Genomic DNA, 18041 nt, shown 5'->3' with positions numbered 1-18041 from the left:
AGCAGGACCAGAAGGATCAGCACGACAAGGGATCGGCGGCCCATGAGCATCCCGCGTAATGGGACCGAAGCGTGCGCGTACGCTAGACCATCCGACGTCGCAACGGATGGTCACGATGATTCCCGCCGCCACCGCGTAACGGCGTGCACGGCCGTCACGCGGTGGAGTTCACTCGCCTCAGTTCAGCAGCCGCACCGTCAGGCCGGTACGCGCCGCCAGGTCGTCGTCGCTGCCGATCGGCGGTGCCACCAGCGTGTTCCACCAAACGCCTCCGGTGTCCTCCGCCGAGCCGATGGCGGTGGCACCGCCGCCCTGCCAGTCGATGGACTGCGTGCTGTCATCCGATGTGCCGGCGCGACGAACGATGATGTAGCTACCGCTGCCTGTCGACCAGCCGTACACCGCCGCATCGGCCGCCACCATCACGCTCTGACCGTTCCAGCAGCCGCCGTTGGCGACCACGTTGAGGCTGATCGTCGCGGTGGTGCTCAGCCTGCCGTCGCTGACCATGTAGGCGAACCCATCGGTGCCGGTGTAGCCACGGGCCGGGCGATAGGTGTAGCTGCCATCCCAGTTGCGCGTCAGGCTGCCGTGTGCGGCCTTGCCCAGGGTGAGCGTGAGGCAGTCGCCGTCGGCGTCGTCGACCAGGCAGTCGAAGTCGATCCGCACGCTGCCGTCCTTCTGCACCTGGAAGCTGGCATTGCGTGCGGTCGGCGCGTGGTTCACCGGCACGACCGTGATGCAGACCATCGCCGTGTTCGAGTCGGCCGTGCCGTCGCTGTCGCGGTAGCTGAAGCTGTCGGTGCCGTACCAGCCCTGGTTCGGCGTGTAGGTATAGCTGCCGTCCGCATTCAGGCCGAGCTTGCCGTGGCAGGGGCCGCAGACGATCCGCGCAGCAAGCTCGTCGCCATCCGCATCGGTGTCGTTGGCCAGCAGGTCGATCCGCACCGGCGTACCGGCGTGGGTCGCGGCCTGGTCGTCCCTGGCGACGGGCGCGCGGTTCGGCGCCAGCACCGTGATGGTCACGATGGCCGGAGCGGAATTTTTCCTGCCGTCGTCGGCGACGTACGCGAAGCTGTCCGTGCCCACGAAGCCCGCCTGCGCGGTGTAGCTGAAGCTGCCGTCCCAGTTGCGCGTCAGCGTGCCGTGCTTCGGCGAGCTGGCGACCGTGGCGCGCAGGCCGTCGCCGTCGGCGTCGGTGTCGTTGGCCAGCACGTCGATGCGCGTGGCCCGGCCGGCGCGGGCGGTGACCGCGTCGTCGTTGGCCACGGGCGCCTGGTTCACGTGGGCCACGCGGATCCACACCATTGCCGGATTGGAATCGAACTGGCCGTCGTTGGCGACGTAGACGAAGCCGTCCAGGCCATACCAGTCCGCGTCCGGCGTATAGGTGTAGGTGCCGTCGGCGTTGAGCGCGAGGCTGCCGTGGCACGGGCCGCACAGGATGCGCGCGGTGAGCGGATCGCCGTTGATGTCCCAGTCGTTGGCGACCGGGTCGATCCTCACCGGGGCGTTCTCGTCGACGCAGGCCGCATCGTCGAAGGCGAGCGGCGGCAGGTTCGGGCCGAGCACGGTGACGGTCACGGTGGCGAGGTTCGAATCCGCCTTGCCGTCGTTGGCGACGTAGGTGAACGTGTCGGTGCCCGTATAGCCGCAGTCGGCGGTGTAGCTGAAGCTGCCGTCGGCGTTGTGCACCACCGTGCCGTGCCTCGGCCCGTTCACCATGCGCGAGGTCAGCGCGTCGCCGTCGGCGTCCGTGTCGTTGGCCAGCACGCGGATCGTCGCGGACTGGTTGTTGTGGATCCGGGCACTGTCGTTCGCCGCCACCGGCGCCTGGTTGGCCGAGGCGACCACCAGCCGCACCGTCGCCACGTTGGACAGCGACTTGCCGTCGCTGGCCTGGTAGGTCAGCGCGTCGGTGCCGTACCAGTCGCCGTTCGACACGTAGCTCAGGCTGCCGTCGGCATTGCGGGTGAGGGTGCCGTGCGCCGGGCCGGATACGATCACCAGCGACAGCGGATCGCCGTCGGCGTCGGTGTCGTTGGCCAGCGGATTGAACGCCAGCGGCTGGCCCTGCCTGCCGTCGAACGCGTCGTCGTTGGCGACCGGCGCATGGTTGGTGGCACGCACGGTGATGGTCACCGAGGCCACCGCCGAATCCACCATCCCGTCGTTGGCGACGTAGCTGAAGCCGTCGATGCCGCTGAAGGCCGCATCCGGCACGTAGGTGAGGGTGCCGTCCGCGTTCACCGTGAGCGTGCCGTTGGCCGGCTGGCTGACGATGCGTGCCGTGAGGCCGGCATTGCCGGCCCGGCCGGAGCCCGCGTTGGCGCCCGTGCTGTTGTCGATGTCGCTGTCGTTGGCCAGCACATCGATGGTCACCGGCACGCCCTGGTCGGTGGCGGCGGTATCGTTCAACGCCACCGGCGCGTGGTTCACCGGGGTCACCGTCAGCACGATGGTGGCGACGTTCGAGTCCGCCGCTCCGTCGTTCACCTTGTAGGTGAAGCTGTCGCCACCGGCGTAGTACGTGGTCGGCGTGTAGGTGAAGCTGCCGTCGGCATTGCGCACCAGCGAGCCGTGCGCGGGGCCGCTGACGATCACCGCCGACAGCGGGTCGCCGTCCACGTCGTTCGCGTTGCGGAGCGGATCGACGACGACGGAACCGTCCTCGGCCACCGTGGCGCTGCCGTCGCCGGCCGTCGGCGCATGGTTCACCGGCGTGACGGTCAGGGTGATAGTGGCGACGTTGGAGTCGACCGTGCCGTCGTTGACCTTGTAGCTGAAGCTGTCGCTGCCGCGGTAGAGCGCATCCGGCACGTAGGTGAAGCTGCCGTCGGCGTTCCGGGTGAGGCTGCCGTGGCTCGGCCCGTCGACGATCACCACCGACAAGGGATCGCCGTCCACGTCGACCGCGTTGCGGAGCGGATCGACGACGACGGAACCGTCCTCGGCCACCGTGGCGTCGGTATCGGCGACAGTGGGCGCATGGTTGACGGGTGTCACGGTGATCCTCACCGTGGCGACGTTCGAATCCGCCGTGCCGTCATTCACCTTGTAGGTGAAGCTGTCGTCGCCGCGATACAGCGCATCCGGCACGTACTGGTAGCTGCCGTCGGCCAGGCGGGTGAGCACGCCGTGCTGCGGGCCGCTCACGATCACCACGGCGAGCGCATCGCCATCGACGTCGGTGGCGCCGCTGCGCGGATCGATCGCCAGCACGCCATCCTCGGCCACGGTGGCATCCAGGTCGGCGGCAGTCGGCACGTGGTTCACCGGGTCCATGGTGATGGTGACCGTCGCCACGCCCGAGGCGAGCTGGCCGTCGCTCAACCGGTAGCTGAAGCTGTCGGTGCCGCGGTAGAGCGCGTCCGGCACGTAGGTGAAGCTGCCGTCGGCGTTGAAGGTGAGCGAACCGTGCTGCGGGCCGTCGACCAGCATGGCGGTCAGCGGATCGCCGTCCACGTCGGTGCCGTAGCTCGTCACCTGGCCGCTCAACGGCTGCTCCTCCAGCGTATGCACCTGGGCGTCGACCACGACCGGCGCGTGGTTGACGTGGGTCACCGCAAGGCTGACGGTAGCCGGCGCCGAATCGGCGGCGCCGTCGTTTGCCACGTAGGTGAAGCTGTCGTCGCCGTAGAACAGCGCATCCGGCACGTAGGTGTAGGTGCCGTCCGCGTTCTGCGTCAGCGAGCCGTGCTGCGGCTGGCCGACGATGCGGCAGGTGAGGGCGTCGCCATCCACGTCGGAGGCGAGCTGGCCCAGGTCGACGATCGCGCTGCCGTCCTCCTGCAGCGTCACCGCCAGGCCGCTCGCGCCCGGTGCATGGTTCACGTGCGCGATGGCGAGGCTGACCTTGGCGACGTTGGACTGCGCCTTGCCGTTGTCGAGCAGGTAGCTGAAGCTGTCGCTGCCGTAGAACAGCGCATCCGGCACGTAGGTGAAGCTGCCGTCGGCGTTGAGCGTAAGCGTGCCATGCGCGGGGCCGGCGACGATGGTCGGCGTGGCGCCGATGGCGTTGACGTCGTTGCCCAGCACGTCGACATCGACCGCGCCGTCCTCCAGGCCCTGCGCCTGGTCGTCGTTGGCCTGCGGCAGGCCCATCAGGGCCACGTCGCTGACGGTGACGTGGCTGCCGGCAGGGCCGAAGCCGATCAGGTCGAACGACAGGTTCACCGCCGTGCCGGCGGCGATGCCGCGCAGGTCGACCAGGTAGGTGCGGCTGCCGTCGGCATTCGTGACGCAACTGATGCCTTGCGCGAGGAAGGCCGTGCCGTCGCCCTGCAGATTGAGCAAGTCTTGCGTACCGCCCAGGGCGATGGTGTTGCCCATGGCCTTGCCGGTGGAGGCGTCGACCAGCGCCACCTCGAAGGCATCCTCCGGCATGTCGCCGGGGTTCTGCAGGTAGATGTTGGAGACGGTGAAGCTGAGGAAGCTGTCGTTCGCACCGACCACGAAAGACTGGCCGACACGGCTTTGCGCGAACGCCGTCTCACCCAGCGTGGCCGAGCCGTTGCCCAGAGTCGCCTGGCCAGTGGTCGTCCAGCCGGATCCGTCGATGAAGCCGCCGTTGGACAACGTCGGGTTGACCGCGGCCTGCGGCAAGGACTCGCCGGCCTGGGGCAGGACCATGGTGTAGTGGCCGCTCGTATCCGAGCCGGTCGCCGTTGCCTCCGCGGTGGTGCCCGCCGGCACGGCGCTGGCCAGCGATATGGCGTGTGCCACCGGTGCCTGCGCCTTGAGGAAACGCAGGTTGTCCAGACGCACCAGGTCGCCGGCAATGCCTGCCGGCTCGCCGGCGTTGACTACCACGAAGCGCAGCCGTCCCTGCATCTGGTCGATGCCCAGCTTGCCCTGCAGGCCGCTGATCACCTGGGTGCGGAAGCCCCCGTCGGCATAGCTCGGATCGTTCAGCGCGATGGTGCCGAGCGTGATCGCAGAGGTGCCGTCCTTGCCATCGACCTGCGGAATCCATTGCACCTGCAACGTGGTGCCCGGCTGCGTGGCGGTGGTCGAAATCTGCAGCGACAGGCTGTCGGCCGTCGGCGGGATCGCCATGCGGTCGTGGGTGAGCGTGTAGTTGTCGTTGGCGCCCAGCACATAGCTGAGGTCGTAGTCGCCGTCTGAGTTGGCCTCGAAGATCGAGTAGATGAAGTTGTAACTGCGGCTCTGATCGAGGGCGTTCGGATTGTCAGCATCCTTGGCGGCCAGGCCGTTGCCCGAGCTGAGGTCGATGCCCAACAGCGACTTGAGCGTCCCCGCCATGAGATCGCCGCCGAGTTGGGAGGCGATACCACCGAGGGTCTGCTCCAGGCCCGAGCTGTAAAGTTGCCTGGCCACGCTGTCGATCACGCCGAGGATGGTGTTGTAGATCGGCGTGCCCTTGACCACGAAGCCCAGCGTCGCCCCCAGCGAACGGTCCATCGCCGAGCTCTTGATCTCCTGAGCGATCGCCGAGTAGTTGGCACTGATCGCCTGGTCCAGCAGCGGTTGTACCTGGGTCACGATCACGTCGTAGAGCTGCTGGATTGCCGCCTTCGAGGTCGGGTTGTCGAAGCTCGGGAAGGCGTGCACGAACTTGTATTCGAAATCCGAGTAGTTCCAGTTGTTGCGCAGATCGAGGAATTGGGCACGGCTGTCGCGCGTGTCGTGGCTGTTCGGATAGTTGCCGCTCAGCGCTTCGCCGTTGTCGATGCTCCAGCCGGGCACGTCGTACGAGGTCATGTAGCGGCCTTCGAAGCCGTTGCGGCTCTGCTCGAAGGTGCCGTTGAAGACCTGCAAGCCGTCGTCGTAAACCTGGTCGCCGTTCTCGAACGCCTGCAGGTTGGTCTCACCCGGCGCTCCATGGTCGACGGTGACGATCGGGCGCTCGGAGTTGTTGTAGCCGTTGCTCGGCTGGTTGCTGGCCGGGGCGAGCAGGGGCGGCCGGCGGCTCGAGCCGCCGCCGAGGATGGAATAGAACCAGCCTTCGCCTACGCCCTCGAACGAACTGTCGGCGAAATCCGCCCGCCAGTTGGTGAGCAGGCCGTCCGCCGCCGAATAGATCGTGCTGCCATCCGACTTGCGCAGGTTCTGCCGTTCATTGATGTACCAAGGCGTGTAGTTTGGATAGTTGTTGATCAGCGGAACGGAATACGCCGACGAATCAGAGAAATGCCGCCAGATAGGCTTGCCGTCTTCGATCCCGGTGGGCGAGCCCTTCGGCGGCGCGACCAGGTTCAGCGCCGCCGTGCCCAGGTACCAGTTCTGGGTCATGGAGTGTGGCCCTGCCTGCAGGGCGGAGCCGAACGCGCCGATACCGTCCGACAGACCGGTGAAGCCCGGCAACTGGCTCAGGTCGAAGTCGATATTGGCATCGCTCAGCAAGCGCTTGTAGCCGCCGGCAAGCATCAGCCAGTAAGCCGAGGAGACCTGGTCGTTGCGGTAGAACGGCTCCTTGTTGGTATCCACCAGCGAGCGGCCGTTCGGGTTGAAGGTCAGCGCGATGCGCAGCTCCAGCGCTTCCTGTTCGTAGTAGTTGTCCTCGAAGTTGACGTTGCGCCAGTCGATGACGTTGGCGTCGTTGAAGTCGTCGTTGATCAGGTTGCCGAGGTCGAGCGACGGCTGGTCGTAGTCATGCACGTCGAAATCGGTCATCTGCAGGTCCTTGGGATGGACACCCCACTGACCCAGGCGCTGCGCGATCTCTGAATTGACCACCGTGCCGCGGCTATGCGCAATCAGCTGCAACGGCGCATTGTTGAGCGCGTCGGTTCCCAACTGCATCAGGCTGGCGAAGATCGCGTCGGCGGCTGCCTCGGTGAAGCCGGTGGTGCTCATGCCCGACTGCGAGTACCAGTCCGAGATCAGGAAGATCGGCTTGCCGGCCGCGCGGTAGGCCGCCAGTGCCGCCTGCGAGTCGGTGCCCTTTGGGCGCGCGAAGTACGGATTCTCCTGCGAGGCGTCGTACTCCACCCACTCGCCGGTGACGGGCGAATAGACGAACAAGCCGCCGCCGGTGCGCAGGGCCAGTTCGCGGCCCAACTCATAGGCCGAGGTGGTCTCCACGAAACCCTGTTCGAGCGAAGGCTGGTAGCCGTGCGTGATCAGCGTGATGCCCGCGTACTGCCCGCCCGGCGCGCGGTAGGACGGCGTAGTAAAGGCGTAGGACTCTCGGATCACCGTGCTGCCGTCGCTGAGCGAATCGTAGGTGACGCCCCAGTAGTACTGCTGCGAGGCGGTCAGCGCAAAGTTCGGCGCGTCCTTGGTGGCGTACTCGAACACCAGCTTGCCATTCTCGTAGTGGCCATGCACTTTGACCGTCAGGATGCGGCCCGCATGCGAATCCACCGTGGTCGAGCCGTCGATCGACGGCAGCCGCTCGCGGATGCTGTCCGGCAGCAGCGGCAGGTAGTTATTGATCGAGCCGTACTTGTCGTTCGGGTCTGGAAACAGGCCGTGGTTGGCGTCGAACACGCTGAGGTACAGCGTGGCTTCGATCGGGTCACCGTCGACGTAGTCCGGATCGTCGATGCTCCAGTGGAACACGGGTTGGATCAGCTTGGTCGCATCGGTATACGAGTCGATACCATCGACGCTGTGGTCCACCAGCGTGGCGTCCTGTGCCTGGCTGCCGATGCCGTGCGCGAAGCCGATCGGATACAGCGTGGGCAGGCTACCTGCGGGCGGCTGCGTGCCGGGTGGCGGCTGGTCGATCGGACGCGTATCCGACGTGTAGCCGTAGGCCGCGTGCGCGTCGGCGATCAGCGTGTCGACCGTGTACTGCATCAGCCCGGCAGGACCGTCCGCATTGAACACCTGAGCGTAGATGTACTTGCCGTCCGGTGTCAGGCTGAGGCCGCTGAGCGCGCCGCCGTCGATCGGAGTGGTCGCGCCCATGTACACCGGTGAGCCGTTGAGGCCGAACGGATCCTGGATCACGCCGATCTTGCCGCCGATGAAGTCCAGTGAGATCTGGTTGTAGATGTCGAGGTCGCCGGTCAACTCCAGCTTGGCACGGGTGAGGTTGTAGTCGGCGATGAAGGCGTACTTCAGGTCCGGCGTGATCACGATGCCCGCGGCCTGGTTGATGTTCTGCCAGTAGCGGTTCTGCGTGTATCCCGGAGGCGCCATGTTGATCAGCGGCGACACGTTCACGCGCTGCAGGTCGCCGGTGGAGGGGTCGGTGACCAGTTGCAGGGTGGCGATGCCGTCGTTGAAGCTTTGCGCGTTGGAGACGATGAAGTGCGTGCTATCCGAGGCCGCCTCGATGAACAGCGGGGTGACGCCATTGAAGCCCTGCGCCGAGCCCACGTTCCAGGTCTTGCACTTGCCGGTAAGCGGATCGACCGAGTCCAGGTCGATCACGATCAGGTTGCCGGGCACCCTTGGCCCGCTCGGGAACAACGTGTATTCCTGGCTCGGCGCGGTCGCCAGCAGGTAGCGACCGTGGCCGCCGACGGCCAGCCCGTAGATGCCGTACGGCATTACCGAGGCATCGCCCAGCTTCAACTGCAGTACCGCCTGCTGGGTGTCGTAGGTGGACGAATACGGATCGATGTCGAAGCGGTACAGCCCTTCGGAACCGACTCCATAGCGGTCGCCCAGCGCTACGTACAGCGAGTCATTGGCGATCGCCAGCGAAGTGATCGTGGTGCCGCTGTTGGCGCCGGGGATGGTAAAGGTGTCGAAGATCGACAGCGTCGCAGTGTCGATCGCGTAGATCCGGCCGTTCTGGCCGCCGACGTAGGCGCGTGCATTGTCGGCCGAGAACACCACGTCCTGCACGTGCCAGCCGACCACGCTGATGACGCCGCCGTCCTGATCCTGGGTGATGGTCTTGATCAGGTTTCCGCCCTGCATGACCAGGATGTGGTCCCCCTGGGCCACGATGGTCAGGTTATGGCGACCTTCCACCTTCGCGTTTCCGCTGGTGACTTCCGTGTCCGACACCGAGCTGTCGCCGCTGGCGGTCATGGTCTGCTGGTGGATCACTCGCACCACGCTCAGCGTCATCCCGGCCAGCGGCATGCCGCCGGGTACGGCGACCTGAAGCTGGCTGGCACCGATGCCGCTGGCCGGAATCACCTTGTCGTAATGGTCGCCGGTGGGCGCGGTCATGCGCAGGATCAGGTCGCCATAGAGCGCGTTTGGCTGCGACGGGCTGAAGTTGGAGCCGGTGATGGTCAGGGTGGTGCCGCTGTCGTCCAGCGATATGTCGTCGATCTTCGGCTGCGCGAACGCCAAGTCCGGTGGCGGCAGCGGCAACACGCTGTCGAGCGAGACCGGCGGCTGGCCGGGAGCAAGCGGCGGAATGGTCGCCTGGCTGACGTAGGTGATGCCCGAACGGAACGCATAGGCGCTTATCACCGAACTGGCGCTGATCGCGATCGCGTCCAGCGAGATCGCCGCGCCGAGCAGGCCGCCGGCTATCATGGCGATATTGGTCGCCGGGTTGAACAGCAGCGCCGGTTGCATGCCCAGCACCACTTGGCGGCTGCCGTCGTCCGGGTTTCGCTTGACCGCGGCGACGTAGAAGCCGGAGTTGGCCAGGCCCGCATACGGCGGCGAAGAGGTATGGATGAAGCCGTCGTTGCCGACCTTTCCGGATTCGACCGCCAGCCACACGCCCTGCGTCGCACCGGTTTCGTTGAGGAAGGTGGTGTACTTGTAGAAATAAACCGTTTGTCCCGCCACGGCACCGGCCGGGGCCTGCATCGACAGCTGCACCGGTACTGACAACTGGGTCGACCCCATCTGCAGGTCGAAGGCGCCGGCCATGCTGAAGTCCGCCGGGAACGCCGGCGGCGCGATCGGAAGGCTGGCCGGATCGGTGGCGGTGATCGACACCTGGGTGGCGGCCGGCAGCGCGTCCGGCGCCACCTGCACCACCAGTCCGTTGCCGCCGTTGACGATGCCGCCCACCGCAGGGTCGAGCTGCTGCGCGCCGGATGCCGGCAGCGCTGTCACCTGCACTTCGATGTCGCGCTGCAGGCCGTTGGTGATCACGCTGACGATGGTGAAGCCCGGATTCTTGGCTACGATCAGGCCATCTGCAGTGACCATGGCGACGTCCGGGTTCTGCACCCGGTAGATCACGCCGCTGCCGGCACCGGACTGGTCGGGACCGATCGAGGCATTGATGCGGATCTGCCGCGTGCCCTGATTCTCGATCAGGCTCACGCTGCCCGGGTACACGTCGTAGGCGTATTGGTTATTGGCGTTGTAGACGTTCCTGTCGACCGTGCTGCCGGAGGCCTGCAAGGCCATCGCGGCGGTCAAACCGCCGGCCTGCGCGTAGATCACCGCGCTGCCCGCGCCGACGACATGAATCACGCCGGATGCATCCACCGTGGCCACCGACGGATCGCTGGAACTGAACTGCACATAGCCCTGCGTCAGCCGCACGTGCGCCTGGTCGGCGAACTCGCCGTACAGATGCAACGGCACCGAGCTGCCCGGCGTGAGGAAGCCGAGTGTGCCGGAGTCGATACGGGTCAGCGGCGCCGCGCTGACATTGACGGTGACCGTCATCGGCAGCGAGGCGTTGTAGCCGTCGTCGGCGAGCAGCACGAAGCTGGCCGCACCGCTGAAGCCCGGGTCCGGCGTGAAGATCACGGTCTGACCGTCTTCGCTCAACCGTGCCTGGCCGTGGGTGGCGCCGACCGCACGCCAGAACACCGGGTCGCCGTCCTGGTCGGTAGCCAGGTTGTCCAACGCGATCTGCGCCGGCAGCCCCACATGGGTGGTCGCCGCGCCGTAGTCCGCCGCCTGCGGCGGTAGATTGGCGCGCCAGCCGTAGTTGGCGTACAGGAGCTGCCGGTCGGACTGGCCTGTCATGCCGTCGCCGTCGATATCACCGGCAAGACTGCCTGCGGCTGCATCCTGGGCCCAAAGCGCGCTGTCCGCGCCATCGATGCGGCCATCGCGATTGAGATCCCCTGCCACCGCAAGGCTGACTTGTGCGCTGCCGATGCCGGTGAGGCGCAACAGCTTGAGACCGGCTTCGGTCATGCGCACCAGCACGGTACGCACGCCATCGTGCAACGTGCTGCCGAGCACGTCGCCGCCGATCACCTGAAGGTCCGACGAAGCATCGCCGAAGCGCAGGCTGATGGCCACGATGAGCGCGCCATGGCTGCCCGGCACGCTGATCGTGGAAGCCAACTCGCTGTCGCGCACCTGGAAAGCCAGCGTGGTGGTCTGGCCGGCTGCCAGGCTGCCGCTCCATTGATTGGCCGCGTTGTTGCCCAGCCAGTTGGCGGCAGTGCCCAGGTTGGCGGCAATGTCGTCGGGATAAGGCTGGCCGGACGCATCGTAGCCGTACGGGATGCCCATCGCGCTGTCGTCCAGCGCGCGCACCAACACCAGGCGATTCTGCGTGTCGTAGCGGTACACAATGCTGCGGCTGCTGCCGGCGGCGTCGAGCGGCCCGCTGATGCGCGTGATGCGCCCTTGCGCGTCGCGCACGATGTCCACGCGATCGGAGTTGCGGCCGCCGACCAGGGCGATGCCCGCATCGGAGACCAGCCACTGCACACCGTCTGCGAAGCTGACGCCAGTAAGCCGGCCTTGCGCGTCGAGACTGTAGTACGTGCCGTCGGGTGCGGTCAGCACATAGCCGTTCGGTACCCATGGCAGGCCGGTGAGCTGGTCGTACAGGTGGCCGCCCTGGCGCTGCAGGTTGTTGCCGTTGGTCGCCTGCAGTTGCCAGCCCTGGTCGCTGCCGAAGCTGGCCTGGTATACCGTCAGCGCGCCGGCACCGCCTGGCATGATGGTGGCGTTGGTGTTGAGGGTGAAACCCAGATTGCGGACGCTGGCATCGGCACCGCCGAGGTTGTCGGGCATGCGCAGCCAGACTCGCGAACCGACCGTCCATGCAGCGGTGGCACCGGTGGCGGTGGTGACGAGCTGATCGGTGCTAAGGCCGGTGTCGAAACCGGGCAAGCCCCAATTGCCGAAGGCAGCGCCGGTTCCGTCGTCGAGTTCGCGATCGACGGTGAAAGCATGACCGCCGAGCTGGAAGCTTGCATCAGCCACGTTCAACTGGCCGAAATCCTTATGCTCGGTGTCCACGATCACGCGCGCATCGATCTCGCTGGTGCGGCCGCTGAGATCCCACGCGGTGAGGCGTAGCTGGTAAACGCCGTTGCGCAGCAATGACGGATCGAGTGTGGCCAGCGAGAGCTGCTGGTCGACGCTGGCGGCACCCCCATCCTGCTGGGCAAGTGTCTGCCACCGGTCGCTGCCGGCTGCGGCGAGTTCGAGGCGATAACCCATCAGTTGCAGTTCCTGCAGCGAAGCCTGCAGTGCGGTCGGCGTATCCATTTCCACCGGCCTGCCGGTGGCGGTGGCACCGACGAGCGCGCCCAGCCAGCCGAGCGCGGGAGCCTGAGTGTCGGCTGGATCGCGCACGCGCAGCTGGCCGTCCTGCATGCCACTGAAGCCGTCTGCGTCGGTGGCTGTCACGCGGATGTCGACCAGGCCAGGCTGCACGGCCTGCAGGTGGAAGCGGCCGCTGGCATCTAGCGCCACGGTCTGCCACTGGTCGCTGCCGAGCCCGGCGCCGCGCACCTGCACCACCATACTGGCGATCGGGCTGAAGCTGCTGGCGCGCACCGTGACCAGCACGGTCTGGCCGGGCAGGGCCGGTGTGCTTGGCACGCTGTCGATCAGGATCGCCGGCGCATTGGCGGCGGCATTGGCCACCACGCGCACTGTGAAGGTCTTGCGCACGCTGGCCTGGCCGTCGCTCACCTGGGCGGTGATAACGAAGTCGCCGACCTGGCCTGGGCCAGGCGTCCAATCCAGCTTGCCGGCCTGAGCATCGTAGCTGGCGCCCTCGGGAAGGCCACTGAAACTCACCGTGAGCGCGGCGGTCTGCAGCTCACCGTCCGGATCGCCGGCGAGGATACTGCCGGCGGTGCCGCTACTGCCGAGCTGCACCGGCAGGCTCAACGTCTGCCCCACCGCCACGGCATGGCTGCTGACCGCGAGCGTGGGCGCGAGGTTCACGTCGAGCACACGCACCGTGACCGTGCGTGTAGTGCTCAGGTCGCCATCGGTGGCCTTGAAGGTGAAGGTGAAGTCGCGGCTACTGGCGCTGGCATTGTCGACCACGCCGTAGCCAGGCGTCCATTCGAAATAGCCGGTGGCGCTGTTGAACGACACGCCAGCAGGTGTGTTGTCGTCGTACACCATGCTCATGTGCACCGGATCGCCATTCGGGTCCGCGCTGTGCAGGCTGAAGGACAGCGTGCCGCCTTCGTTCACCAACTGCATCGGCATCGGCAGGATGGTCGGTGCCAGGTTCACGTGAGCCACGTGTATCTCGAACGTACGCACGAAACTGGCCGAGCCGTCGCTGCCGGTCACGCTGAAGCGGTACACGCCGGGGCTGGCAGTGCCTGCATTGCCGCCGCTGGCGGCGTAGATGCCCGGCGTCCAGCGCAAGGTGGCCTGCTTGCCGGCGCCCGCCGCGGGCACGTCAAGCGTCATGCCCGGCGGCAGACCGGTCACGCTCCAGTTGACCAGATCGGCGTCGGCATCGGTGGCGAACAGGTCCAGCGTGAGCGGGTTGCCCTCGCTGCCGGCCAGCACCACCGGCACGGCGACATCGCCGCTGTCGGCCACGGCGTTGCCGTTGAGCTGCACGCCCAGCAGTTGCGGCGCGGTGTCCGCGGCGCGCACTACCACGCGGATGGTATGGCTGACTACGTTCGGCACCGGGTCGGCGGGATTGGTATAGCCCTGATCCTGCGGCGGCAGACCGCTGTCGGCGACGGTGAACACGATGTCGTGCGGACCGACGTCGTCGGCGGTCGGCGTCCAGGTCAACAGGGCCTGACCGTACTGCGTCTGCAGGGTGAACTGCGCTCCCAGCGGCAGGCCGCTCGCGCTCAAGTGCAGCGCGTCCTGATCGGCGTCGCTGATCGCGATCGGCAGGCTGAGCTGCTGACCGGCCACCGCCACGATCTGCTGCGGCAGACTGAACACCGGTGGCTCGGTCACGCTGCGCGCGGTGACCACGAAGCTCACCGAAGTGGCTTGCGCCTGGCCCGGCGTGTCGCCGCCGGTGTCCTGCGCGACCAGGGTGATGGCGTAGTCGCCCCGATCGCCATCGCCCGGCGCGAAATGGATGGTGCCGGTGATATGGCCGTTCGCACTGGGCGGATTCTGGGTGTAGCTGGCGAAACGCGGCAGGCCGCTGAAGCTGACCACGATCGGGTTGCCGTCCACGTTGGTTATGTCGAACGGCACGTCCAGTGTGGCGCCCTTGTCTACGAAGGCATTGCCAATCGCGGCGATCACCGGCGCACGCGTGGTGTTACCCACCACGATCGGGATGATCACCTGCGAGGAGGCCGGTGTGCCGGTGCCGTCGCCATCGTTGGTGGCGATCACCGTCACATGGTAGGTGCCGGCCTGGTCATAGCCCGGCGTCCAGCTGATGGTCATGGTATCCGGGTCGAAGCTGGCGCCGACCGGCAGGCCGAGCACTTGATAGCTCACCGTGGCCGGCACGGTACCGCCACCGTCCTGGTCCAGCAGCGGGCCGCCGGGCTGCAGGCGGATCTTGGGTACGAAGCCTGGGTTGTTGGGATCGAATGCGAACACGCTGATCTGCAGCGGCTGGCCTTCCAGGGTGTTCCAGGTCTGGCTCACCAGCGGATCGAACTGCGGCGCGCCGTTGGCGTTGAGTACGTTGAACTGGACGACCTGCTGGGTGCTCAGGCGGCGAATGTCGCCGCCGGGCAGAGTGTAGGTCGCGGTCAGCGTCACTACCACGCTGTAGTCGCCGTGCTGCGCATAGCCCGGCGTCCAGCTCAGCCAGCCGGTATCGCTGTTGAGTTGCATGCCGCCGGGCAGGGTGGGTGCGGAGTAGCTCAACGTGATACTGGTGCCGTCGGCGCGGCTCAGGCCACCCGGCAGGCTGCCGGCCAACTGCAACGCGAAAGCGTCGCCTTCGCGCAGGGTCTGCGCCGGCACTGCGCCCAGCACGGGCTGCGCGAAGCCCTGCTGAACCACGATGTCGAACTGCTCGTGGACTGTGGTCTTGCCGTCGCTGACGCGTACGGTGACGTTGTGGTAGGTGCCGGCCTGGTCGTAGGTCGGCGTCCAGGTCAGCACGCCGGTGCCGGCATCGAACACTGCGCCTGGCGGCAGGTTGCTTACGCTGAAGGCAAGCGTGTCGCCGTCGGCATCGACAGCGGACAGCGGCAGACTGAGCGTCTGGCCTTCGAGCAGGGTCACGTTGCCCTGCGCGGCAAGCGTCGGCGCGTGGTCGCCATTGCCCACAGTCAGGTGCAGCGTGCGCAGCGCGACGCCGCCGCGGCTGTCCTGCACGCGCAGCACCACCACGGTATCGGCCATGGCGCTGACACCCGGTGTCCAGCTAAGCGTGGCGGTGGAGTGGTAGTTGCCATCGGCACCGACGGTATAGCTGGCCGGCGGTGTCAGCACCAGGCCGGGCGGCGCCTGCACCACCTGCCAGTAGAACGTCGTGCCGTCGCTGTCGATCGCGTCCACCGTGGCGCTCCACGGCTGGCCGATGGTGGCCGGCTGCGTGAAGGTGTCCGGCGTATCGGCGCTCGCACCCACCGGCGCGATGGTCGGCGGCAGATTGGCCTGCGGCACCGCATAGATGCCGTGGCCGAGGTTGAACTTCGCCAGGTCGACCAGGCCGCCGGTGAAGTGGCTGGCCGGCACCACGCTGATGGTCTGGTCGGCGAGCGTGGCGCCCACCGCCAGCTTGCCGCCCAGGGCCTGCAGGGCGCCGGTGAGGTCCAGTACCCACAGGTCGGACTGATCGCCGGTGCCCTGCGTGGCGCCGTCGATGTCCATGCCGAAGTATGCGCCCGGATCGAGCAGCAGCATCAGCGGGCCATGCAGGTCGTCGGTGCCGATGTTCTTCAGGCTGACGTCGTAGCTGACCGCGCCGGTGCTCTGGTCGGAACGGGTGTTGCTGAAAGTCAGCTGCACCTGCGTGCTCATGTCCAGCAGCGCGGTGAAGCCGCTGATGGTGTCCTGGCCGATGCGCAACTGCGCGGCGCTGCGCAGGTTGCCGCTGACGGTGAGTTGGTAGTGGCCGGCGGGCAGGCCGGTGACGTCCAGGTAGGCGGTATGCGTGGCGGCATCCCAGCGCACGCTGTTGGGGATGATGGTGGTGGCACCGATCAACTGAAAGTTGTCGGCGTCCAGCACGCTGGACGCATCCGTCAGCGCGGATTGCGGATCCGTGCCCAGCCACATGTCCTGATCGAACTGCACGGCAATCTGGCCGACCGGCAGCGGCACCAGTGCACCGTCCGGCACGCTCGTGGCGATCACCTTCGGGGCATGGGCCGGGGCGATCTCGTCGATGTGGTGGGTCTCGGCGACCAGGATGCGGCCGTCGGCCGTGGTGAGGATGGCCTCGCCCTGGGTGCCGCCGCCCGCCACCTGCAGCACGCGGCGCGATTGCAGCTCGATCATCCACACGGACGATCCGGTGGTGGTATCGGCCACGCCCGCGACCTGCACGTGCTGGGGCAGGGCGCCGGAGGCGACCAGCAGGCCGGCCAGCGGCGTGCCTGCCGCACCGAAGGCGATGCTGTCGACCACGCCGCGGATGCGGTACTCCAGTTCCGCACGGCCGAGCGTGATGCCGCCCATCGGGAAGCTGACGATGTCGGTGCTGCCGTTGGGGTCGGCGGCGGCGATGTCGCTGCCGGTCCAGCGGATGCCCCACAGGCGCCCGTCGGGGCCGAAGGCGAGGTCGCCGACGCGGGTATTGCTGAAGTGCTGCCAGGCCTTGTTCGGATCGGTCTCGTTCGGGTGGAACACCTCGATGCCGTCGCCGTCGGAGACGTAGATGTCGCCGGTGCCGGGCTGGATCGCCAGGGCGTGCGTCAGCGGCTGCTGGCTCGGACCCTGCATGCGGCGCACGATGGCGCCGCTGCCGGCGTCGACCTGCAACAGCTCGTTGCCGGTCATCACCCATAGCTGGCCGAGCGCGTCCACGGCCATGTCGAGCACCGGCTGGTCGAGCACGAACAGCGGCGTGGTGCCGTGCCCGCCGTCCTTGCCGTAGCGGTACACCTCGTTGCGCTGCTGGCCGGCGCTGACCAGGATCGACTGGTCGGGCAGCTGCACCATGGCCATCGCGCCGATGTCGGCCGCGCCGGTGGCGAAGCCGTCGGCGAAACCGCGCGCGGCGAACGGCGCGAGCACGTTCTTGAGGTCGCCCGCATTCACGCTCGCCACCGCGCCCGGCAGCATCTGCGTGGCCTGCTGGAACAGCGGGTTGTCGTCGTAGTCGCGGTCTTGCGGCGCCTGCGGCACTTCGGCGCTCTGGTCGACGCCCGGCGTGACGCCGAGGCCGTCCAGCACCTGCTGGCGCGCGCCGTCGTCCGGCAGCACGGCGTTGCTGACCGTGGCGGCCTCGCGGTTGCCCGCCAGGTCCGTGGCCACGGCGAGGAACTCGTAGTGGTTGCCGGCCTCGCCGGTGAACACCGCCCCGGTAATGCCCGGTCCGACCTGGCGCTGCCAGATCCTGAAGTCGCCGCCGTTGGTGGCGACGTAGACCGTCACGAAGCGGATGCCGCTGGCGTCGTCCTGCGCATCCCACTTCACGTCGTAGGTCGGCGCGCCCTGGGCGTTGTCGCCCAGCGAGGTGACGGTGACGGTGGTGGAAGGCGCCTTGGCGTCCAGCGTGACGTTGAGCGTGGCGCTGTCGATCGGCGGCGTGTCGTCGAAGAACACGCGCGCCTGCATCGCGATCTGCGTGCCGGAGGCGGCACCCGGCGCGGCGGCCACGGTGAAGCTGACGAAGCCGCCCAGGCTGGTGCCGGAGAGCAGGCCGCGCGTGGTGTCCTGCATCACCTCGCCGGTGATCGGGTCGATCGCCTGCAGCAGCCAGGTGGCGATGCCGGTTTCCGCGTCGACGCCCGCGCTCACGCGCAGGATGAAGCCCTTGCTTCCGGTGAAGTCGAAGTCGCCCTGGAAATTGGCGCGATCGGCCGGGATGTGGATGTTGATGTCGCCGATCTTGAGATCGCCCAGGCGTACCGAGCGCGGATCGA

At 67.4% G+C, this 18041-nt stretch carries 1 protein-coding gene (cut by a window edge); it reads right to left on the bottom strand.

Features of this window, described 5'->3' with window-relative positions; genetic code table 11:
- Positions 1-177: 177 nt before the first annotated feature.
- Positions 178-18041, bottom strand: the final stretch of a protein-coding gene (locus ASG87_RS15005) for an Ig-like domain-containing protein (RefSeq protein WP_056006885.1). The gene runs 19945 nt beyond the window's last position; only the last 17864 of its 37809 coding nucleotides appear in the window; its start codon lies off the right edge, out of view; the stop codon is at positions 178-180.

It is taken from the genome of Frateuria sp. Soil773, assembly GCF_001428405.1.
In the GTDB taxonomy this organism is placed as follows: domain Bacteria; phylum Pseudomonadota; class Gammaproteobacteria; order Xanthomonadales; family Rhodanobacteraceae; genus LMSL01.
The sequence above is the reverse complement of the archived record's forward strand: the minus strand, read 5'-3'. Positions and strand labels throughout refer to the sequence as shown.